The sequence below is a fragment of the Apibacter sp. B3935 genome (assembly GCF_009827705.1).
Lineage (GTDB): Bacteria > Bacteroidota > Bacteroidia > Flavobacteriales > Weeksellaceae > Apibacter.
The window spans coordinates 18,711-41,345 of the sequence record NZ_WINL01000002.1 but is presented as its reverse complement, the minus strand read 5'-3'; the positions used below and the strand labels follow the sequence as shown (position 1 = coordinate 41,345).

The window sequence follows — 22,635 nt, the reverse complement described above, 5'->3', positions numbered from 1 at the left end:
TTGTAAGAATTTTATTCGTGTAAAGGTAAGTGTGGATTTTATGAGTGTAATGATAAAAAGTATGCCAAAGCTGATAAATTTAAGAAAGGTGTTGCTTTTTAAAATCGATAGGGCTAATACCTACCCACTTTCTAAAAAATTTGCTGAAATTGGTGGGTTCGTCAAATCCCAGTTCAAAAGAAATTTCCTTTATATTGAGTTCACTATAAACCAAAAGTCTTTTTGCTTCTAATAAAATTCGTTCATCAATATATTCTTTGGGACTTTTACCGACAGTGTTTTTAAGAGCTTTTGATAAAGCTTTGGGCGATATACCCAAACTGGAGACATAATCATTTACTTTTCGCAGGATCTTGTAATTTTTTTCTACTGCGAGTGAAAACTCTAAAGTAACAGAATAACACGAAGAAGAAAGAATATTTAACGAATGACTAGTAATTTTTTTTGAATAAATTAGAAAACTACTCAGTAAATGATGTAAAATATCGGGAATATAAGAATCTTGTTCAGGAGAATAGATTTTTTTCATCAATTCCCAAATTGAATCTAAATATTCATGCGTTGCAATGGGTAAATTTTTTGTAAAAGGGTTGAAAAGCTCTGATTGCTTAATCAAGCGCCTTTCGTATTCATTACGAATATAAAAATCATCGGTAAACAAAATAATTTCACCCGTATAAGTAGATTCCACATCAAAAGATAAAACTTGATCTTTGCCGATAAATAATATTTGTCCTTCCCTGAGTTCAATCGGACTAAAATCTACTTTTTGAATTGTTTTACCGCTTGTAATCCGTATAATTTGATAAAAATTTGTTCTATGCGGCTTACTGGTTATAGAACATGCCCTTTGATTCATCTGAGTCAAATTTTTTATTTCAAAACCAAAAGGTAAAAGTTCATTAAAGGTGTAAGATTTCAAAAGAAAATTTTATACAAAGATAAAAAAATCGAAGTCATATAAGCAACGCATTATTTTATACACATTTTTATGATACTCTTTATGCTTTTGCATAAAAAATATCTCTGTTTCGAAAAACTAATTGATTATTTTTTATAATTTAAAAATCGTTTACGTAACCATTCTCTAATCGGCATATCATAAAATTTCATGGACAAATAAGCAACAATGATGGAAATTAAAACTACCAGCAATCCATATTGCCATGATTGCTCCAATGAAAGTTGATGATTGGCAATGTAAGCCATATAAATATTAATAAATGGAAAATGGGTAATATAAATAGGGTAGGAGATGTCTCCCAAAAATTTACATACTGTCATGGCTTTCGGATCCTTTATTTTTCCTCCTGCGCCCAGCCATATAATCAAAGGAAAGAAAATCATTAAACATATACACTCATACCAGCGATTCCATAGGTTATTTTCACCGCCTAAATGAGGTACGGATAAAAGTATGATCAACAAAAGAGAAGTTATCAAAAATGCATGATTAATAAAACGAAGTTTTCCAATTCTGGCTAACAATAATCCGGCTAAAAAAGGAAAAGCCAAACGAGTAAAACCGATTCTTAACTGAATAGGGTCATCAATGGACCATCCCCCGATGATGTCACCTATCGGATTTGTAAACGCATATTGAATCGTAACTCCGGCAGCAACAAGTACCAAAATAAAAAGCATTAATTTGCTGATTCTTCGTAAAATAAGGGCATAAATGATATTGGCTATATATTCAAGAAATAGAGACCAGGCAGGACCGTTCAGAGGATACATTTCATTCCAACCGCGAATGTCTAAGCCTTTTCCGACAGGAATTAAAAACATGCCGATAATCATCAATAGAACTAATTTCAAAAGAGAAACATCAGAAGTAGCTTTCCATCCTAATGAAGGAGCATCCTGGAAATAATATAATAAAGCCCCTAAAAGCATCCCGGCAATAATCATAGGATGAAGTCGAATGATACGGCGTTTAAAAAAATCTTTTAAAGTCATGCTTCCCCACCGATCATCGTATGCATATCCCAAGACAAATCCGGATAACATAAAGAAAAAATCTACAGCCAAGTATCCATGGTTTATAATTTGTAAGCTATGATCACCGCCCGTATAAATTTCAAGAACATGGAATAAAACCACCATAATAGCAGCAACTCCTCGTAAACCGTCAAGAATTACATAATGTGGCTTGGAAGCTTTTAAATCCGTTATATTTTTCATCATTAGAAGATATTGATTTCTTATTTGGATAACAAAAGTAAACTAATGATTAGTTGAACTATTGAAATATATTCTATTATTATTGTCTTATATTTGTATACAAATAATGCGTAATATTAGTAAGTGTATAAAAACATCAAATACATTCACTTGCCAACATTTGGAAATCAATCTTTTCGATTTGATCATGTAAAAATATATTGGAATGAACAGGTAACTTTCCATGAACAAAAAACATGGGAATTATCCTACATAATAACCGGCAGTGGAACCAGAAAAATGGGGGATCGGCTCGAACCCTTTCAATGCAACGAAATCGTTCTTATCCCCCCTCATATCCCTCATTGTTGGCTTTTTGAAGAATCCGATTATAATGCAGAAGGTAAGATTGAGAACATTACCCTTACATTTTCTGATCGATTTCTTGATAATTGTAAATTAACTTTTAGCGAATTGCACCCATACATCCAAAAAATACAAAATTATAAACAAGCAGTTTCATTTATAGGAGCTCATCTGGCGAAACTTCAAAATATTTTGAAACAGATGATTAATCAATCGGAAATTGAAAGGATTTCATCTTTCATTCAAATATTAACATTACTAGGTAATTCCGATCATAGAATATTAGCAGGTAACCGAATAGAGGAAGATAAACAAATCCTTCGGTTGCAAAAAATACAACTCTATATAATGAACAATTATCAAAATACCATCACTTTAGAAGAAATGTCCCAATTAGTGAATATGAATAAATCGTCTTTTTGTATTTTCTTTAAAAAGATGATGGGTAAATCTTTGATGACTTACTTAAATGAATTTAGGGTGGAATCTTCCTGTCAAATGATTCAAAAAACCAATATGACCATTGCAGAAGTATGTTATTATTCAGGTTTCAAGGATGTGCCTTATTACAATAGAATTTTTAAGAAAATTAAAAATTGCACACCCAATGAATATCGAAAAAGATTTTTTCAAACGGGAAGGTAAGTAACTGTCGAAAGATTACACTATAAAAAAATTGCTTATCTAAGTGTGGAAAAATTTAAAATTACCTTAGAGTTGAAATACTAATATTAGTATATTTGCAAAGCTAAAAATAAACAACTTTTAAACTCACGTGGTGGAATTGGTAGACACGCCATCTTGAGGGGGTGGTGTCCATAGGATGTGCCGGTTCGAATCCGGTCGTGAGTACTTTTCTTCTAAATAATAACTCCTTTTTACAATAAATAGCTAAATAACTTAATTTTTAATATCCCCATCCATAGCATAGTTACAACAATTGTAAACAAATATTAAATTTTATTATAAATTTACGTAAATAAAAATTTGACTTGAAAATGAACGAGGCCCAACTTTGGAGTAAAATTGAACAATTTTTCAAAGAGAAGTTTGCACATGAGGATATTCCCGATTTAAATACGATGATATTTTTAATTGGTTTGCAAGAATTAGGACTAGGATATAAAAAGTACAAAAAAGACGAAAAAATGAACCTGATACATATAGCCGTATGCAGGTTATTGGAACCTTTCGGATATTATAAACTCGATGGATATGATAAAGATAACTGGCCGCATTATAAATTAATTGAAAAGCTGCCCGATTTGAAGCCTAATGAGCAAACTTTGCTTATGAAAAAAGCGATCATCCAATATTTCATGGATGAAAAATTACTGGATATTTAAAATAAAAAAAGACAAACTTTCGTCTGTCTTTCTATTCAAAATTATATAAAGTATAAAATATATTAATTAGTTGGATTCAGCTTTTGCATCACGAATCATTTTTTCGTTGGCAGTAATAGAAAACTCAACTCTTCTATTTAAAGCTCTACCGGCTTCAGTGCTGTTATCTCCAATTGGATCCGCTTTACCAAAACCTTTAATGGTAAATCGGCCGGAGCTGATACCGTTACTGGATAAATAATTAGCAACACTTTTTGCTCTGTTTTCAGATAAGTTTAAATTATATTGATCTGCACCTTTTGCGTCAGTATATCCGAAAATACCAATATTAGTATCCGGATATTGTTTAAAAACAGATACAATTTTATCTAAATTTTGTTGAGCAGTTGGAGTTAAAGTAGCTTTATCAAAATCAAAACGAATAGCATTTTCATTAAGTACAACTTTAATTCCTTCCCCTACACGTTCAACAGAAGCACCCGGTACACTTTCCTGTATTTGACGTGCTTGTTGATCCATTTTGTGTCCAATTAAACCTCCGGTAGTTCCACCCACGGCAGCACCGATAACGGCTCCTAAAGCAGCATTGTTTTTATTACCTACATTATTTCCAATTACAGCACCTAAAACACCTCCTGCAACAGCTCCTAATCCGGCACCTTTTTGGGTATCATTGGTGTTACAAGACATTAGAATGCTAACAGATAATAAGATTAAAGTTAATCTTGTAAATATTGATTTCATAATTATAATTATATAGTGTATTTCAAGTTATTATTTTAATTTACCGGATGATAATTTACTGAAATGATAAGTAATAGTAACCCCGCTGATAACTTGACTTAATTTAAATTCATTTTCAGAAAGAATTTCATATAAATACGTAGTTCCTGTAGTTACTTTTCTAGCTTTATCACCTTCATTAAGCAATTTTAAAACAAACATATTTTGTTTGTCGATATACCAAGTAAAGTTTTGAGTTAAAGCTGGACAAGTATTGCCTCCCTGCAAAGTAAAATTACCTCTGTTATTATTAGCGATAAAATTCCACACACTGTTTTTTAAACACTGAGCATCATATTCATCAAAAGCTTTAACCTTTACCATGTTTTCAGAATATGAAACGCGGTCAAGATTCCATGTACCTCTTACATCTCTTTGAGAAGATCTGTCCAGAGCAACAGAATTTGAAGAAGAGCAAGAATAAAAAATAAACATGCTCAAAATTCCTAAAATCATTAATTTTTTCATAAAAGAAATTTATTTTAATTTATAATTATCATTTAAAAAACGTAGTTAAATCAAACGATTAAAACGTTAGCTTTCCGCTTTCAGAACCTTTTTTACACACTAAAGATTTCTTTTGTCCATTGACAATAAAATTTATAAAATTCTGCTGATCAGGAAATTTATCCAATAACAAAGAATTCTTAATAGTGATTGATGAAACCGAATTGATACCCGATACCTCATAATAAATCCAAACTACATTTCCATCCGGATTTTTAGAAGAAAAAGTAAAATTCACGGGAGTATCATCTATACTTATTTTAACGTTATTTTGAAGATATTTATTAAGTGCAATATCAAAATCGTTGGAATTTACTTTTTTACCAATGGTTTGTTCAATATGTTCAAGGTTAACTTTTGAAGAAACTTTTAATGTTTTGCTGCTGGAAACATATTCCACTTTAGTTATCGAAGTAAAAAAATCCGAAGAATAAAAATTATAGAAACCTAAACATATAAAAGATAAAACAAAAAAAAGAATAAACTTTTTCATTATAGGTTGAATTATATTATCACTCATTCTGCAACTGCAAACAAATTTAATGCCAAATAGTTTTAAAAATTTTGTTTAATACTGTATTTATTATAAAAAGCATGGATGTGTCCTACAGCTTCATCAGCAGTATCAACAAGTCGGAACAAACTAAAATCAATTTCCTTAATATAATTATCTTCAAGCATAGACTTTCGCATCCATTCCAATAATCCGGTCCAATAGTCCGTACCTACCAATACAATCGGGAATTTACTTGTTTTTTTTGTTTGAATTAAAGTTAACGCTTCAAACAGCTCATCCATGGTACCCAAACCGCCGGGCATAACAATAAAACCTTGCGAATATTTGAGAAACATAACTTTCCTGACAAAAAAATAATTGAAATTCATACTTAATTTATGATCAACATACGGATTACTTCCTGTTTCAAAAGGTAATTCAATATTTAAACCAATTGATTTTCCTCCCGCAGCCTGTGCTCCTTTATTTCCCGCTTCCATAATTCCGGGTCCTCCTCCCGTAATAATACCAAAACCTATTTTAGTAAGCTTATATGAAATTTCTTCCGTTAATTGGTAATATTTATTATCAGGATTAGTTCGAGCAGAACCGAATATGGATACACAAGGGCCTATTTTAGTCATTGTTTCAAAACCATTGGTAAACTCAGCCATAAGTTTAAAAAGCATCCAACTGTCCCGCGTTTTTATTTCATTCCAATTTTTTTGATTAAAATTTTGAGCTATAAACTCTTTATTTTCTGAATTATGCATTTTTTAATATTTTAATTACATGTACAGCAAAATTACTGTTTATTACGATTTCTGCGTCATAAAATTGTTAATCATTTTATTAAAATTTTACTATTTTCACGAGGAAGTATCAATTTTTTTAGCAAAATATTTGAGATTTTTTTAAATAAGAAAATAATATATCAATTTCTTGAAAAAAAAGGGTAGAAAATAAAAAAGGAAACTTAGGGAATGTAACCGTATATTATGCTATTTTTGTACGTATAATTAAGATAAAATTTGAGTATGGAAAATAACAGATACGAATTAAATAAAAATTTAGCGCAAATGCTTAAAGGAGGAGTCATTATGGATGTTTCCACTCCGGAACAAGCAGAAATAGCTGAAGCAGCAGGAGCTGTTGCAGTAATGGCCTTGGAGAGGATTCCTGCAGATATACGCGCTGTAGGAGGTGTTTCGCGGATGAGTGACCCCAAAATGATTAAAGGAATTCAATCGGCAGTAAGTATACCGGTTATGGCTAAAATCAGAATCGGACATTTTGTGGAAGCACAAATACTGGAAGCTTTAGAAATCGATTATATTGATGAAAGCGAAGTTTTAACACCCGCCGATGATACCTATCATGTAAATAAAACCAAATTTAAAGTTCCTTTTGTATGCGGGGCTAAAAATTTAGGTGAAGCCCTGCGAAGAATCCAAGAAGGGGCATCCATGATTCGCTCCAAAGGTGAACCGGGAACCGGTGATGTAGTTCAAGCCGTAAGACATTTACGCGCAATGAATGAAGCCATACGTAAGATACAAGGTATGCAGGAAGATGAACTTTTCAATGAGGCAAAGGATCTTCGAGTGCCTTATGAATTAGTAAAATACGTACACGAAAACGGAAAATTACCGGTAGTTAATTTTGCGGCCGGAGGTGTGGCAACTCCTGCCGATGCGGCATTAATGATGCAATTGGGAGCAGAAGGAGTTTTTGTTGGATCAGGTATTTTCAAATCCGGTGATCCGATAAAGAGAGCTCAGGCCATTGTTAAAGCAGTTACTAATTTTAATGATCCAACTATTTTATTGGAAGTATCTGAAGACTTAGGAGAAGCGATGGTTGTAATAAATGAAGCAGAAATTGAATTACTAATGGCTGAAAGAGGAAAATAATTTTTTTATAAAACAAATGAATATAAGGTCATTTGAAAAGTGTAAACTTTCCAAATGACTTTTTTAATTCTAAAAATAGAGTATTATGAAAATAGGGGTATTAGCAGTACAAGGAGCATTTATAGAGCATATTTGGAAACTACGAGAACTAAAGGTAGAAACCTTTGAAATAAGGCAGAAAAAAGACATGGATGAATCTATGGATGGATTAATCATTCCGGGAGGGGAGAGTACCGCCATTGGTAAACTTTTGAGAGATTTAGACTTACTCGAGATAATCAGAAACAAAATACAAACAGGATTACCGGTATTCGGAACGTGTGCCGGATTAATTTTACTGGCTAAACGGGTGGAAGAAGTTACGGTACATCTGGGAGTTATGGATATTACCGCAAAAAGAAATGCATATGGCCGTCAGTTGGGCAGCTTTTCAATAGAAGAAAATTTTGAAGGAATCGGTGCTATTCCCATGACATTTATACGAGCTCCCTATATAACAGAAGTAGGAGAAAATGTTAAAATTTTATCCCGTGTGAACGGTCACATAGTTGCAGCTCAAGAAAAAAACATGCTAGTTACATCTTTTCATCCGGAATTAACGGATTCTGCTAAAGTTCATCATTATTTTATAGAAGAATTATGTAAAAAGAAATGATAAATTAATCTTATTTATCTTATGGCTTAAGATTGATCAATAATTGTATGAATTAAATTAAGATAACTAATAACTAATACATAAGAAAATTCTTATCTTGTCTGTCTTAAAATGAATATCCAATTATGGACACTTCGAAAACTATAAATTATTCAGGAATTTTTCTAACCTATTATGCCAATAACAATACCAGTTGTGTACATTCCGCTCAAGACCACTGTTTGATCTATATATATTCAGGGAAATTAATCATTGAAGAAAAAGGAAAAAAAGAAAAAGTATTAAAAGCAGGAACTTGTGCATTTGTACGGAGAAATCATAATATAAAAATGACTAAATTTTATTCCGGCGATCAGCAATATAAAGGAATAACCATGACGTTGAAACGTTCATTTTTAAGAGATTTTTATTATACAAAGGTAAGTAAAGAGAAACCCGAAGAGGTTAGTCTCCCCAAAGAAAATGTTTTTACTTTACCTTTACGTCCTGAAATTGTAAGTCTTTTTCAATCCTTAAATCCCTATTTCGACACAACGCTACAACCTTCTGATGAAATCATTAAATTAAAAGAACAAGAAGCCGTACTAGCATTGTTAAACATCAATAAGAATTTTTATTCGATACTTTTCGATTTTACAGAACCTTGGAAAATCGACATTCTTGATTTTCTCAATGAAAATTATATGTATGACCTTTCCATGAATGAAATAGCTGCTTATACCGGAAGAAGTTTAGCAACTTTCAAACGAGACTTTGCAAAAATCAGCGATATACCTCCCCAAAAATGGTTAATACGTAAACGACTCGAAGTTGCCTTTGAAATGCTGAAAGACAGAAAAAAGTGGAAAGTAAAAGATGTTTGTTGGGAAGTAGGTTTTAAAAACATATCTCATTTTTATACAGCTTTTAAAAAATTATACGGATTTTCTCCTTCGGAAGAACTGTGACCGTTCCTCAGAACAAAAAAAATTGATCTTCCCGACAAAAGCCCAATATTGAACTGGCATTAACTTTGTTTATAAATGACTATAAACTTAAAAAATCTTAATTTAAAAAGTTATGAAAGAAAAAGTAATAGTTGTGATGGGTGCTTCCAGTGGAATTGGTGAAGCTACCGTAAGGAAAATTGCCGAAAGGGGAGCTAAATTGGTTATTTCTGCCAGAAGAGAAGAAAAATTAAAAGCAATTAAAGATTCTCTTCCAAATGCTCAAATTGAGTATAAAGTAGCCGATGTTGCCAAATTCGAAGAAGTGAAAGCGGTAGTAGATTTAGCTATAAGCAAGTTTGGAAAAATAGATGTTATCTACAATAATGCCGGAACCATGCCTTCATCCTATCTTATAGATTGTAAACTTCAAGATTGGCATGATATGCTTCATGTAAATGTATTGGGCGTTTTACATGGAATAGCCGCGGTTCTTCCTCATTTTGTAAAACAAAAATCCGGTCATATCATCACTACCGATTCCGTTGCAGGACATTATGTATATCCGGGGTCTGTAGTATATTGTGCTACTAAATCAGCTATCCGTGCCGTAATGGAAGGGCTACGTCAAGAGCAGAGAGAAAATAACATAAAATCATCCATGGTTTCTCCGGGTGCTGTTCGTACAGACCTGTACAAAACAATGAAAGATGAAAAATTATTAGAAGATCAACGCAAAATGCAGGATACAGAGGGTTACGGTTTGAATCCGGAAGATATAGCAGAAGCAGTAGTTTATGCGATAAATACTCCACAACATGTATCTGTAAGTGAAGTTATTGTTCGTCCTACTAAGCAATCTCTCTAATTTATTGTAATAAAAAATTACAGAGAAATATAAAAATTTAATTTTTAAAACTATTTATCCGACAAAAGATTTTAGTTTATTGCAAATTTTCTAAAATTTAAATAAAAATTATTTTTTAGTTAATCATTTGTCGGATAATTAGTTCTATATAAAAGAATTATAGTAGTTCATTATCCAAATTAAAACCTACTAATTTCTACACGCTAAATGAAATACAAGCATGATTGATTTCACCGAATAAGCCAATAAATTAATATTTAAACAAAATAACTAGTTAACAAATGAATAATTCAGAAATACCTAAAATCAGTGAATTTCCAATTGGAAATGAAAATAAAGAATATGAACAATATTTTTCCGGAAAATCATGGCTGCAACCTCTTACCAACCATAAGGAATTAAATGTTCCCTTATTCAACGTTACATTTGAACCCGGTTGTAGAAACCATTGGCATACGCACTCCGGGGGTCAAATACTAATTGCTGTAGGTGGGGTTGGATTATATCAGGAAGAAGGCAAAAAAGCCATACGAATGAAACCGGGAGATGTTATTGAAATAGACTCTAACGTTAAGCATTGGCACGGTGCAGCACCTGATGATTGGTTTTCTCATTTAGCTATTACCTGTAATCCTCAAACCAATGAAAATACTTGGTTGGAGCCGGTATCAGACGAAGACTATCATACAACCTCTGAACAAGCAATTAATCTGAAATAAATAACAACTTTATATATAAATAAAAAATCATATTCAAATGGATTATATTAAATTAAACAATGGAAATGAAATGCCAATCTTAGGGTTTGGAGTTTATCAAATACCCCCTCAAGATTGCGAACGAGTGGTTTCAGAAGCCATAGAGGTGGGGTATCGCTCCATAGATACAGCACAAGCCTATTATAACGAGGAAGAAGTGGGTAAGGCGGTAAAATCCAGTAATATAGATCGCTCAAAATTTTTTATAACCACAAAAATTTGGGTTTCAAATGCAGGATATGAAAGAGCTAAAAAATCATTTGAAGAATCATTGAAAAAATTGCAAACTGAATATGTGGACCTTTTATTAATACATCAACCTTTTGGAGATTATTACGGTACGTATCGAGCCCTGGAAGAAATGTACAAATCGGGAAAAGCAAAAGCTATCGGGGTAAGTAATTTTTATCCGGATAGATTGGTAGACCTTTGCGAACATGTAGAAATAAAACCGGCAGTAAATCAGGTTGAAACCCATATTTTCAATCAACAGAAAATAGCTAAAGAAGTAATGAAAGAATACGGCACTCAAATTGAATCCTGGGGTCCGTTCGCAGAAGGAAAAAATAATTTCTTTACGAATGAAACTTTAGTTTCTATAAGTAAAAAATACAATAAAACACCCGCTCAAATTGCACTCAGATTTTTAATACAACAACAGGTAATTGTAATTCCAAAATCTACACATAAAGAACGCATGATTGAAAATTTTAATGTTTTTAATTTTAAACTTTCAGAAGAAGATATCCATTCGTTAGAATCTTTAGATCAAGAAAAATCCTTGTTCTTTTCACATAACGACCATGAAACCGTACGATTTATTTTAGATTTTAAAAAGAAACATCATCTATCCTAAGAACTTAAGACAATTGATAAGTAAAAATCAATCATATGAATAGAACAGAGATTTGTAAAGATAACTTTAAAAAGCTGTTTAAAGGAAATGCCTTAAATGGCGAAGGCAATGATCCCGAAATGATGGAAATTCTTCAAAAATTAATTTTTGGTCAAGTTTTTACGGTTGGAAAATTAAGTATAAAAACCCGAGAATTGATAACTTGTGTAGTTCTTGCCTCGTTGCAGCAATTGCCTCAATTAAAATCTCATGTACATGCCGCATTGAACGTTCAGGTAACACCGATAGAATTAAGAGAAGCTATTTATCAATGTGCTCCGATTATTGGTTTTCCAAAAACTCTAAATGCTATTGCTAGTATGAATGAAGCTTTTACCGAAAATAATATCTCTCTCCCTTTAGAAAAACAAAGTACCGTACAAGAGGAAACCAGATTCGAAGAAGGACAAAAAATTCAGATTCCTCTATATGGAAATCATATGAAAGAGTTAATGTCTGCTTTGCCGGATGGTATGGGTGAAGAGGTTGCCAAATTTCTTACTGAAGTTTATTTTGGAGATTTTTATACAAGAAAAGGACTTGACCTTGCCATACGTGAGTTATTAAGTTATTGCGTGTTAGTTTCACTGGGAGCGGAAGATCAACTTACTTTTCATTACTTTGCAAATCTTAAACATGGCAATAATAAAGAACTGATTGTAGCAGCTATCATTCAGACATTGCCTTATATTGGATTTCCGCTTGCAATTAATGCATTGAAAATCATCAGGGATTTGCCTGAGAAATGGCAATAATATCTTTTTTTAAAGATTTTTAAAAGCTTATTAAAAACGATTAAATAAAATTGATTTTCCGGCACTTTTGCTTACATCTTAGAAAGGTTATAGTCAATCAATAGTAATTAATAGTTAAAATGCCGAATAACGTTCAATAAAGATAAATTAAGTTGCATGATGAATCTATTAATATAATCGCCTGTTTACTCACCTGTTTTTTCATAAAAAATTATTTCCGATTTTTTTAGATAATTAGTCTTTGATTTACAAATAATGGTCGATTCTATCATTAAAATACACTACATTTGTTAAGTAAATATGATAAAGAATACAAGTACAGCTAAGTTTTTTTAACTAAAAACTTTAAAATAATTGTAGTTGTTCCATCATTTAATTTTCCAATAGGAAACTATAAAAAATAGATTGTTGAAATTAAACAACAACGATGTATCAATTTTACTATTGTAAATTAATATAACGGATTTTTACCTTTCATCTGATGAATTGATTTAATAAGTTATCCGTAAATAATGTTGGAAAAAAAATAGATAATTTAATACTAAGATATTATGCTAAAAGCAGGTTTAGTCGGAGCCGGACATTTAGGAAAAATACATTTAAAATTATTACAACAATCTGAAAAATATAATCTAATTGGTTTTTACGATAGTGATGAAGAAAACGGGAAAAAATTAGAGAAAGAATTTGGATATAAATTTTTTACAAATTTTGATGAATTATTACATCAGATTGATTTATTGGATATAGTAACACCCACTTTTGCACATTTTGAATATGCTAAAAAAGCCATACAAGCAGGTAAGCATTTTTTTATTGAAAAGCCTATCGCGGGTACATTACAAGAAGCAGATGAAATAATTCGGTTAGCTCAAGAACATAATATTCAGGGGCAAGTTGGACACGTGGAACGTTTTAATCCAGCTTTCACAGCGGCTAAACCCTATATAGTAAATCCCATGTTTTTGGAGATACATCGCTTGGCTGAGTTTAATCCGAGGGGTACAGATGTTCCGGTAGTATTAGACTTAATGATCCATGACTTAGATATTGTTTTATCCATAGTTGAATCAAAAGTAAAAGAGATTCATGCCAGCGGAGTTGCTGTGGTCAGCAATACACCGGATATTGCCAATGCTCGGATTGAATTTGAAAATGGATGTGTAGCCAATGTTACAACCAGCAGAATTTCCATGAAAAATATGAGGAAAAGTAGGTTTTTCCAGAAAGATGCCTACATTTCAATAGATTTTTTAGAGAAAAAATCCGAAATCATAAGAATCAAGGAAGTACCGGAAAAAATACAACCTTTTGATATGATTATAGAAAATGCAGAAGGCGAAAAAAAACAAATTATATTTCAATATCCTGAAATTGAAAGCAATAATTCTATTTTGGATGAATTAGAATCTTTAGCTGATTCCATTGAAAATAAACTACCGATCAAGGTAACTTTAATGCAAGGTAGAGAGGCTTTACATGTAGCTTTGGAAGTGATGAGACAAATAGAAGGTAAAAAATAGAATTAGAATTAATTTGAATGAAAAAATTTTGGCCATAGAAAAGGGAGGACTAAATTTTTTTTACATGATTATTCTATATGCCAAAATTAATAGGTTATGAGTAATGAAACCGTAGACCAAGAAGAGGATGAAGTTTTAAAAGAGGATGCTCCGGATAACTATCTGGCATTTGCTATTATTTGTACTGTGGCTTGTTTTGCCCCGGTGGGTATATTTGCCTTATTTTATTCTTTACGAGTTAATCAATATTGGGAACAAAAAATGTATGATAAAGCAAGAAGATCATCCATCATTACACGCATTCTTTGTATTTGGACAATTATTGCGGGTATAGTCTTTTGGCTAGGTATCTTATCAGGGGCTATTTATAATATCTTTGGACAAAAATTCCAACATTGACATAAGCAAACTGTGAAATGCATGATTTTTGATTGATTATTCATTTTATTGTTAGAATCAGTATGAATACCACGTATATTAATTTAAAAAATTTATTATGGAAAGCTGCTTTCCTTTTTATAATAAGTTTGAGTTTTACGGCTTGTGGAGATAAAGCAAGCTTATCAGAAGATGTCGCTTTAAATTCAATTGAAGCCTATTTAAAATCCAATCCCATTTTTGAAACAGTGGAAATAAACATAGGTGAAGTTAAATTTAGTCTTAAAAAAGATAAAAACGACCTTAAGGCCTATAAAGAATTAGAAGAGAAAGGATATGTAAATCTGAATTTGGTTAAACAAAAAAAGAAATTTCTCAGTAAAGACAGTGTCTTTACCTATGAAGTGAAGCTTACCGAAAAAGCTCGTCCTTTTGTGCTAAAACAAAAAAAAGAAACAGTTGAAGTAAAATCTTTGGAATATCAATTAGGAGACAAAGAACAAGCTCGAATCGAATTGACCGGTAAAAAAACAGCTAAAGCTGTACTTACCCTTAAAAAGGTAGCTAATAACTTTTCCATATTGGGATATGATAAAAATCCTCATACCGATTTTATAGTAAAAACGTTTAATTTAAATTATAAAAAAGATAAAGGTTGGATAGTTACTAAAAGTAAATAACTTATATTTTCCTTTGGTAAGTTACAAAGCGGAAATCATACAGGTGTTTATCATCTTTTGGATGAAATTCATCAAAAGTTTTATTCCATTCTGAAAAGTCAATTTCAGGAAAATAAGTATCGGCCTTATCTATTTGTGTATGTACTAATGTAAGTTCTAACGTATCGGCATATTTTAAAGCTTGTGAATAGATCGTTCCTCCTCCAATAATATACGGATTGGAATCTTTACTACGTGCAACTTCGATGGCTTCAGGTAAAGAAGAAAACAAATATACGTTATCCGGAACCTGGTAATCTGCTTTATAAGATATTACCATATTTTGACGATTGGGAAGAGGCCGTCCTAACGATTCAAAAGTCTTCCTACCCATAAGGATCACATGATTTTGTGTGAGTGATTTAAATCTTTTTAAATCCAAGGGAAGATGCCAAAGTAATTGATTGTTATTTCCTATCGCATTATTTTCATCTAGAGCTGCAATAATTGTCATGTAAATGGATGTTAAATGAAATTTAAATATATAAAAAAAAGAGTAAAGATGAAATCTTTACTCTTTTTTCATGCAACTTTAAAATGGTTGTTTATTTCATTTTATTCAATCCGTTGGTAATATAGTTTATTTGATCTTTAAGACTTTTATTAAGAGGTGATGCATTCGAAGCCTGTTGTTTCATTTGTAAAGAACCTTGCATAATTTGAAGCATCACTTCACCAAAGCTGTATTTTTTAGCTTGCGGGTAAATTTTTAAAATAGAATCAACAACAGTTTGTGTTTCATTAGGATAATCTCCCATCATAATAGTTTGCAGACCTTCAAAATAAGTGTCTGCTTCATCTTGAGACTCAGCCGAAAGTAAAAGATTCAGGAAATTTTTTGAAATAACGGATAATTTAGAATTATCTTTTGTTACAATTGCTGTTTTGGCAATAGCTAGGGATAAATCACTACCCGGGTTTTTGTCATCTATTTTGGAAACCAACTCAGATGCCGCGTTTTTATCCACTTTTAAAACTCCAAGTATAGAGGCCGCTTTCACACTGTAGGAGGGACTATTAAAAGATTTTATAAATAAGTCCTTATATTTTGAAGCATCAATTGAGGCTAACTGTTTAATAGCTTTAGCCTGAACCAGTGTCTTTGAGTCTGAAGTTGCTATTTTTTCCAGTACTGATGCCGACTTTTGCTTAACCGTTGGATTAGTTTCATCCAATTTTGAAATGGCAAATGTTCGCAATCCTTCAAATTTATCAGAAGAAGCCGCTTTCAATAATGTTTCCAACGCTTCAGCATTTGAAGTTTGAGCATCCGCTAATTTACTTACAGCTTCTTTTCTTGAACTGTATTCAGGAGCATATTTATATTGAATTATATATTGTTCAGTAGTTTTATCGTCATTTAACTCGCAAAGTAGAATTTTATCAGGATTTATATTTACCAATTGAGGTTTAGATTTATAAGGAAGCTCAAAAGAATTAGTTTCGGCAGCTTTTGCCCAAACATGATGCCTGGTAGGTTTTCCGTTTTCATAAACATCAATATCCAAAGGAAACTGAAATTTCGGTTCTTGACTTTGAGTTAATGTTACAGTTACGGTTTTTTTAGCTTCATTGTATGCATAGGCTGCTTTTAACTTAGGATGTCCATTGCCAAAAAACCATTGGTTGAAAAACCAGTTAAGATCTTTCCCGCTAACTTCTTCCCATGCCAAACGGAGTTGGTGGGCTTCGGTTGCCTTATATTCATTGTTTTTAAGATATAAGCTCATACCGGCAAAAAATGCATCATCGCCCAAATAATTTCTCAACATATGTAAAATTAATCCCCCTTTATTATAACTAACGGCATCCATCATATCTTCACGATCTTTATATTTAAAGCGGATTAAATCCTTGTCAAAATTTTCACCACCAAACATATACCCGTCTCTTTCATTATCCCTGTGTTCTTCCGCATTATCTTTTCCGTATTTATGTTCCAGCCATAAATATTCCGAATAATTGGCAAAGGATTCATTTACCGGAAGGTTAGACCAACTTTCCGTAGTAGCCAAATCTCCAAACCAATGATGAAATAATTCGTGGGCGATAACCGGTTCCCAGATGTTTTTATCTACAAGCTGTCCGGGTTTTTGTAAGGCACTTTCCTCATGAAGCGTACAAGTGGTATTTTCCATGGCACCGCTTATATAATCTCTTGCCACCATTTGACTGTATTTTTCCCACGGATACGGATATTGTAACAGGGTTGAAAAATATTCAATCATCGAAGGAGTATCTCCAAAAATTTGCTTTGCATAGGGCTCATATTCTTTATCTACATAATAGTCTACCGGTATATTTTTCCATTTGTCTTTAACAATAGAAAATTCTCCAATACCCATAAAAAATAAATAAGGGGCATGTTTTTTATCAAATTTCCAATAATCGGTACGAGTACCGTCAGCATTTTTGGTTTGATTTTTTAAAGTTCCATTGGATAAAGTCACGTATTTATCAGGAACCGTAATATATATTTCTTCTGAAGTTTTCTGATTTGGTTTATCTATAGTCGGAAACCAACAACTGTTGGATTCAGTTTCACCTTGTGTCCAAATTTGTGTGGGCTTGTCTTTGTTTTCTCCTCGCGGATTAATAAAATACAAACCTTTGGCATCTTGAATTGCTTCACTTCCTTTTTGTTTAATAGAACCGGGAATGGCTACGTATTTAATGTAAACCGTGTAATTTTCGTTTTTAGTGTAACTTTTGTCTAATTTTATTTTTAACTGATCGTTAGTATACGTATACTTTAATGCTTTAGTTCCATTCAAAGTTAGCGAGGAAATTTCCATACCTTTTGCATCTAAAGTCAAAGAGTCGGTAGGGTAGAAGTGAGGTTTTAAAGTTATCCAGGCTTCACCGAATAGCTTTTCGTTGGGAATGTCAAAACCCACTTTAAGCTTCGTATGAACTAAATCATTAACCATAGTAGCAGAAGGATGATACGTTGAATAATCCTGAGCTCTAGTATAACCAATGGTTAGAATGGAAATCAGAATAATAATACCTTTTTTCATTAAAATTTATTTAAATTAATTATATATTAAGAAAACATACAGTAAGAAAAATCTGAATTTTTATTCGAACCCTATGTTTCTATCCCATTAAAGGAGTTTTATAAGTATGATAAAAAATACTATCGGCTAATTTAACTAATTATCTTAATAAGTTAAGTTAAGAAAGTATTAATACTTATCAATTAAGTACGTTGGCGAAATTTTATATGTTCTTAAAAAAAGTGAAGGTTGGAACTTTAAGATTTTCTACAATAACTACTATCCACTTGTTAATTTTTAAATAAAGATCCCTCATAATCTTACTTTTTAAAAATTAAAAAGTTTGTATAGATGCTTGTTATAGTTAAAAAGTAAGATAAAAAGACTAGATAAATTTAATTTTAGTAAAAAAGGTTTGTGAACAATCTTTAGTTAATTCAGCAAGAATTTTGTTTTGACTGTAATTTAACTCATGTCGTAAAGCAGACGAGTCCAGTTGTATGTATAAAGTTTCATTGTCTATAAAAATTCGTTGAGTATGCTTAGCGATAGGGTTACCCATCATCGTTCTCCATTTTTCTTCCATTTCAAGAATAAGAAGTTTTTCTTCCATTCCTAATTTTTTTATGAGGTTTTTAATGGCAGAATTGCTCGTTTGCTCTTTTCTTCTAAGACTCATATATATAGGATTGTTGGTTAGAAAATTACAGTTCAAAAATCAGATAATCCGAGCTGATTTGTCGGACTATTTTTTCCGTTCGGTCTTTATGCGTATCGGAAAGAAATATTTGTCCAAATTGTTCTTCATGAGCCAATTTTACCAATTGCGCCACTCGATGATCATCCAATTTATCGAATATGTCATCCATTAATAAAACCGGACTTTTAGACGAATATTCTTTGATATTTTGTAACTGTGCTAATTTTAATGCAACTAAAAAAGATTTTTGTTGCCCTTGAGATCCAAATTTTTTTATAGGGTATTGAAATAATTTAAAAATGAGGTCATCTTTGTGTATCCCTCGAGTAGTATAAGCAGCAGCTCGATCTTTGTCTAAATTTTCTTTTAAGAGACTGCCTAATTCTTTTTGTTCTAAATCCGATGTATAGTCAATGGTTACATCTTCTTCACCTTGGGAAAGTGCAGAGTAAAAACTACAAAATTTAGGCACATAAGACGAGATAAATTCTTTTCTGATTTGATATATTTTTGTTCCGTGTTCAATCAATTCAGAATCATACATTTCTAAGCTGATGGCATCAAAATAATTGTTCGTTGAAAACAATTTCAATAAAGCATTTCTTTGGGCTAGAGCTTTTTGATACCTAAGAATCAGATGGAGATAATCAGGGTTAATTTGACTGATCATTCCATCCATAAATTTTCGTCTAAACTCACTGCCTTCACTAATTAAGTTTCGATCATAGGGAGAAATCATCACACAAGGATATTTACCAATATGATCGGAAAGCTTTTCGTACGTCTTAGAATTCCTTTTAATAACTTTTTTTTGTCCCGCTTGAACTACAATCCTGATCGAATCTTCTGTTTTTTCATCCGAAAAATTGCCCTCCACCGAAAAAAAGTTTTCATGAAAACGTATATTGTTTTGATCAGAATAATTTAAGTAACTTTTAGTCAATGAAAGATAATGAATTGCGTCTAATACATTCGTTTTTCCAACTCCGTTATTTCCTACAAAACAATTTATTTTTTCGGAAAAAGTGAAATTTTTTTCAGAAAAGTTTTTAAAATTAAATAATCTAAGATTTTTAAGATACATGTACGGGTTAACTTATTTTCGGATATTCGGTGGGATTTACTTCATGCATAACCTCATATATTTTTTCAACCACATCATCCACAGAAGGTTTTGAAAAATAATCTCCGTCAGAACCGTAAGCCGGTCGATGATCCTTAGCCGTGATAGTTTTAGGAGCTGAGTCCAAATATTGAAAACCGTTTTGTTCTTCAATTATTTTTTGCAAAATATACGAACTTGCCCCTCCGGAAACGTCTTCATCAGCAATAACCAAACGGTTGGTTTTTTTAAGACTTTCCACAATTTCATGGCTTAGGTCAAACGGTATTAAAGATTGAATATCAATAATTTCAATATCTATGCCTAATGTCTGTAATTCTTTGGCAGCTTCTGAAACAATTTTCCATGTTGCTCCATAAGTCACCACAGTGATATCTTTACCTTCTCGGGTAATTTCAATCTTTCCGACCGGAGTTGTAAATTCACCTAAATTAATCGGCAAGTTTTCTTTCAGTCGGTAACCGTTTAAACATTCAATAATCAGGCACGGTTCATCAGCTTGTAGCATGGTGTTGTAAAATCCGGCTGCCTGCACAAAATTTCTGGGAACCAAAACATAAATACCCCGTATATAATTAATGATTCCGCCCATAGGAGATCCCGAATGCCAAATGCCTTCTAATCTGTGTCCTCGAGTACGGATAATTAACGGAGCTTTTTGCCTTCCTTTCGTACGATAACTTAAAGAAGCCAGATCATCGCTTAAAGTTTGAATACCATACAACACATAATCCAGATATTGAATTTCAGCAATAGGACGCAGTCCTCTCATAGCCATTCCCAATCCTTGACCTATAATGGTACTTTCTCGTATTCCGGTATCGGATATTCGGTAGGATCCGTATTTATCTTGCAATCCTTCAAATCCTTGATTCACATCGCCAATCTTTCCTACATCTTCACCAAAGGCTATTATTTCAGGATATTTTTCAAAAAGTTTATCAAAATTGTCTCTAATTACTATTCTTCCATCCACTGATTCCGGATTTTCACCATAAACAGGGGCAATATACGGAACATGAAGTGCTGAATATCGGGTATCTGTATATAATTTGGAATTGTAATTAAGGCTTTCATTATCAGAAATTTGATTATACCAAGTAAGCAAATTCGTTTTGGCCTGTGTATTTTCTTCTCTGACTATTCGAAGAACTTTACGTATAAAATGGAAAATATCTTTTTTATAAGGCAAAGACAGCTGTTGAAAGTTTTCTTTTTCCAAATTTATAAAAGCCTTTTTAACACTTTCATCAGCTAGGGCGGATATTAAAGAAACCGTTTGATTACTTAGAGCATCCATATCTGTACGGAATTTATTCCATTCATTTTTTTGATGTTCCTTAACCAATTGTTTAATTTCTTTTTCTAAACTCAATAATTCTTCTTCGGTTGCAACTTGTATTTTTTGATTGTTCGTTTGGTCGTACGCTTCATAATCAATGATCCATTCTCTGAATTTCTTAATACAATCGTGTTCTTTTTCCCATTCCAAACGTTCAGCAGATTTATATCTTTCATGAGACCCCGAACTGGAATGTCCTTGAGGTTGAGTAAGTTCACTTACGTGTATAATAACGGGGATATGTTTTTCACGGGCTATTTTTTCTGCACGCGCATAGGATTCAATTAATTCGGCATAATCCCATCCACGCGCCGTAATGATTTCACATCCTCTGGAATTTTTTTCCTTGGTTCTTTTAAATCCTTCCAAAAGCTCAGAAAAATCGTCTTTGGCTCTCTGTTTAGACGATTCAACGGAGATGCCATAACCGTCATCCCAGATGGAAAGAACCATAGGGATTTGCAAAGCACAAGAAGCATTTAATGCTTCCCAAAAATGTCCTTCTGATGTACTCGCATCCCCGATAGTACCAAAGGCTATTTCATTGCCTTGATGGGAAAATTGTATTTTATCTTCAAGTCCGGGACAATTTCTGTAAATTTTAGAAGCGTAAGCTAATCCGAATAAACGTGGAATTTGTCCGGCTGTGGGTGATAAATCTGCAGCATTATTTTTTTGATCCGTAAGAACTTTCCAATTACCTTCTTCATCAATTAAATGAGTGGCATAGTGACAATTCATCATTCTGCCCCCTGATTCCGGTTCTCTTTGGTCATCGGTATCAGCATATAACTGTGCAAAATAATTTTCAATAGTAATTTCACCTACTGCAAATGCTAGGGTTTGATCGCGATAATACCCGGAACGAAAATCTCCATTCTTAAAAACTTTAGACATGGCTATTTGCGGAAGTTCTTTTCCGTCTCCTAAAATGGCAAATTTTGCTTTTCCCGAAAGAACTTCCTTTCTTGCCAATAAACTGGAATAACGGCTGATTAAGCACAATCTATAATCATTTAATACTTCTTTTTTAAATTCCTGGAAGCTTAAATTAGCATCTGAGATAGTAGAATTTATATCTTTAATCACTCCTATAAATATTTTTAGCAGAAACAAAGTTACAGATTTTATTCGAACCTAAACCTATTGAAAAAAGCAATGTATTTAAAAGTTTAAGTTATAAAATTACTTGCCTTTTAACAGATATAATTTCAAGTATTTATAAAAATAAATGGAATGAAATGGTTTTATTTTAGGATCATGGAGAGATTTTATTACATACATATTTTCGCAAAATAGCTATCTCACAAATCATTTTAAATAAAAAAATAGCAATCAAATAAAATAAAACATTTAGGCAATGTAAAGTTAAATTTCTGTAGCCTAAGTATATAATTTTCAAACGAAATAATTAGTGGAT

At 32.2% G+C, this 22,635-nt stretch carries 23 protein-coding genes and 1 tRNA gene; 13 read left to right on the top strand and 11 right to left on the bottom strand.

Going from position 1 to position 22,635, the window contains the following annotated elements:
• Positions 1 to 79 precede the first annotated feature (79 nt).
• Both GFV00_RS03130 and GFV00_RS03125 read right to left on the bottom strand, forming a co-directional pair.
• Positions 80 to 922, bottom strand: a complete 843-nt coding sequence (locus GFV00_RS03130) for an AraC family transcriptional regulator (protein ID WP_160557256.1) — start codon at positions 920 to 922, stop codon at positions 80 to 82.
• 125 nt (positions 923 to 1,047) lie between these two features.
• Complete coding sequence (locus tag GFV00_RS03125; protein WP_306434001.1) at positions 1,048 to 2,187, bottom strand: acyltransferase; 1,140 nt, start codon at positions 2,185 to 2,187, stop codon at positions 1,048 to 1,050.
• A 120-nt stretch (positions 2,188 to 2,307) separates the two neighbouring features.
• On the opposite strand from GFV00_RS03125, the gene GFV00_RS09860 reads away from it, so the two are divergent.
• From GFV00_RS09860 to GFV00_RS03110, 3 genes are all read left to right on the top strand, one after another.
• Positions 2,308 to 3,174 (top strand): AraC family transcriptional regulator, encoded by an 867-nt coding sequence (locus GFV00_RS09860; RefSeq protein ID WP_160557257.1) that lies wholly within the window; start codon positions 2,308 to 2,310, stop codon positions 3,172 to 3,174.
• A gap of 124 nt (positions 3,175 to 3,298) precedes the next feature.
• Positions 3,299 to 3,381 (top strand) — tRNA-Leu (locus GFV00_RS03115).
• A 146-nt stretch (positions 3,382 to 3,527) separates the two neighbouring features.
• Positions 3,528 to 3,875 carry a hypothetical protein gene (locus tag GFV00_RS03110; RefSeq protein WP_160557258.1) on the top strand — a complete coding sequence of 116 codons (348 nt, stop codon included), beginning with the start codon at positions 3,528 to 3,530 and terminating at the stop codon, positions 3,873 to 3,875.
• A 66-nt stretch (positions 3,876 to 3,941) separates the two neighbouring features.
• Here the strand turns inward: GFV00_RS03110 and GFV00_RS03105 are convergent, their stop codons facing one another.
• From GFV00_RS03105 to GFV00_RS03090, 4 genes are all read right to left on the bottom strand, one after another.
• Positions 3,942 to 4,619 (bottom strand): OmpA family protein, encoded by a 678-nt coding sequence (locus tag GFV00_RS03105; protein WP_160557259.1) that lies wholly within the window; start codon positions 4,617 to 4,619, stop codon positions 3,942 to 3,944.
• 30 nt (positions 4,620 to 4,649) lie between these two features.
• Positions 4,650 to 5,126 (bottom strand): lipocalin family protein, encoded by a 477-nt coding sequence (locus GFV00_RS03100; RefSeq protein ID WP_160557260.1) that lies wholly within the window; start codon positions 5,124 to 5,126, stop codon positions 4,650 to 4,652.
• A 58-nt stretch (positions 5,127 to 5,184) separates the two neighbouring features.
• The gene (locus GFV00_RS03095) at positions 5,185 to 5,658 is read right to left on the bottom strand and encodes a DUF6702 family protein (RefSeq protein WP_146105600.1); all 474 of its coding nucleotides are present in this window, start codon (positions 5,656 to 5,658) and stop codon (positions 5,185 to 5,187) included.
• Between the two features lie 62 nt (positions 5,659 to 5,720).
• Entirely contained in the window at positions 5,721 to 6,434 is a 714-nt protein-coding gene (locus GFV00_RS03090; RefSeq protein ID WP_160557261.1) for a TIGR00730 family Rossman fold protein, read from the bottom strand.
• 264 nt (positions 6,435 to 6,698) lie between these two features.
• On the opposite strand from GFV00_RS03090, the gene pdxS reads away from it, so the two are divergent.
• From pdxS to GFV00_RS03040, 10 genes are all read left to right on the top strand, one after another.
• Entirely contained in the window at positions 6,699 to 7,574 is an 876-nt protein-coding gene (pdxS, locus tag GFV00_RS03085) for a pyridoxal 5'-phosphate synthase lyase subunit PdxS (protein WP_160557262.1), read from the top strand.
• A gap of 85 nt (positions 7,575 to 7,659) precedes the next feature.
• Positions 7,660 to 8,229 (top strand): pyridoxal 5'-phosphate synthase glutaminase subunit PdxT, encoded by a 570-nt coding sequence (gene pdxT, locus GFV00_RS03080; protein WP_160557263.1) that lies wholly within the window; start codon positions 7,660 to 7,662, stop codon positions 8,227 to 8,229.
• A gap of 125 nt (positions 8,230 to 8,354) precedes the next feature.
• Complete coding sequence (locus tag GFV00_RS03075) at positions 8,355 to 9,176, top strand: AraC family transcriptional regulator (protein ID WP_160557264.1); 822 nt, start codon at positions 8,355 to 8,357, stop codon at positions 9,174 to 9,176.
• Positions 9,177 to 9,288: 112 nt separating this feature from the next.
• A complete protein-coding gene (locus GFV00_RS03070; protein WP_160543345.1) occupies positions 9,289 to 10,023 on the top strand; it encodes an SDR family oxidoreductase in 735 nt (244 codons plus the stop codon).
• A 281-nt stretch (positions 10,024 to 10,304) separates the two neighbouring features.
• Positions 10,305 to 10,742 carry a cupin domain-containing protein gene (locus GFV00_RS03065; RefSeq protein ID WP_160557265.1) on the top strand — a complete coding sequence of 146 codons (438 nt, stop codon included), beginning with the start codon at positions 10,305 to 10,307 and terminating at the stop codon, positions 10,740 to 10,742.
• A gap of 37 nt (positions 10,743 to 10,779) precedes the next feature.
• On the top strand, positions 10,780 to 11,637 hold the full coding sequence (locus tag GFV00_RS03060; RefSeq protein WP_160557266.1) for an aldo/keto reductase: 858 nt from the start codon (positions 10,780 to 10,782) through the stop codon (positions 11,635 to 11,637).
• 35 nt (positions 11,638 to 11,672) lie between these two features.
• Positions 11,673 to 12,431: a carboxymuconolactone decarboxylase family protein gene (locus GFV00_RS03055; protein WP_160557267.1), complete on the top strand. Its 759-nt coding sequence runs from the start codon at positions 11,673 to 11,675 to the stop codon at positions 12,429 to 12,431.
• Positions 12,432 to 12,982: 551 nt separating this feature from the next.
• Complete coding sequence (locus tag GFV00_RS03050; protein WP_160557268.1) at positions 12,983 to 13,954, top strand: Gfo/Idh/MocA family protein; 972 nt, start codon at positions 12,983 to 12,985, stop codon at positions 13,952 to 13,954.
• Between the two features lie 96 nt (positions 13,955 to 14,050).
• Complete coding sequence (locus GFV00_RS03045) at positions 14,051 to 14,353, top strand: CD225/dispanin family protein (RefSeq protein WP_160557269.1); 303 nt, start codon at positions 14,051 to 14,053, stop codon at positions 14,351 to 14,353.
• 62 nt (positions 14,354 to 14,415) lie between these two features.
• The gene (locus GFV00_RS03040) at positions 14,416 to 15,012 is read left to right on the top strand and encodes a hypothetical protein (RefSeq protein WP_160557270.1); all 597 of its coding nucleotides are present in this window, start codon (positions 14,416 to 14,418) and stop codon (positions 15,010 to 15,012) included.
• A gap of 1 nt (position 15,013) precedes the next feature.
• Here the strand turns inward: GFV00_RS03040 and GFV00_RS03035 are convergent, their stop codons facing one another.
• The 5 genes from GFV00_RS03035 to GFV00_RS03015 all read right to left on the bottom strand — a co-directional run bounded on the left by GFV00_RS03035 (position 15,014) and on the right by GFV00_RS03015 (position 22,292).
• Entirely contained in the window at positions 15,014 to 15,505 is a 492-nt protein-coding gene (locus tag GFV00_RS03035; RefSeq protein WP_160557271.1) for a dihydrofolate reductase, read from the bottom strand.
• A gap of 91 nt (positions 15,506 to 15,596) precedes the next feature.
• Positions 15,597 to 18,071 (bottom strand): M1 family aminopeptidase, encoded by a 2,475-nt coding sequence (locus tag GFV00_RS03030; protein WP_160557272.1) that lies wholly within the window; start codon positions 18,069 to 18,071, stop codon positions 15,597 to 15,599.
• Between the two features lie 364 nt (positions 18,072 to 18,435).
• Complete coding sequence (locus GFV00_RS03025) at positions 18,436 to 18,729, bottom strand: DUF721 domain-containing protein (protein ID WP_160557273.1); 294 nt, start codon at positions 18,727 to 18,729, stop codon at positions 18,436 to 18,438.
• 25 nt (positions 18,730 to 18,754) lie between these two features.
• Entirely contained in the window at positions 18,755 to 19,834 is a 1,080-nt protein-coding gene (locus tag GFV00_RS03020; protein WP_160557274.1) for a DNA replication/repair protein RecF, read from the bottom strand.
• A 7-nt stretch (positions 19,835 to 19,841) separates the two neighbouring features.
• Complete coding sequence (locus GFV00_RS03015) at positions 19,842 to 22,292, bottom strand: thiamine pyrophosphate-dependent enzyme (protein WP_160557312.1); 2,451 nt, start codon at positions 22,290 to 22,292, stop codon at positions 19,842 to 19,844.
• Positions 22,293 to 22,635: the final 343 nt, after the last annotated feature.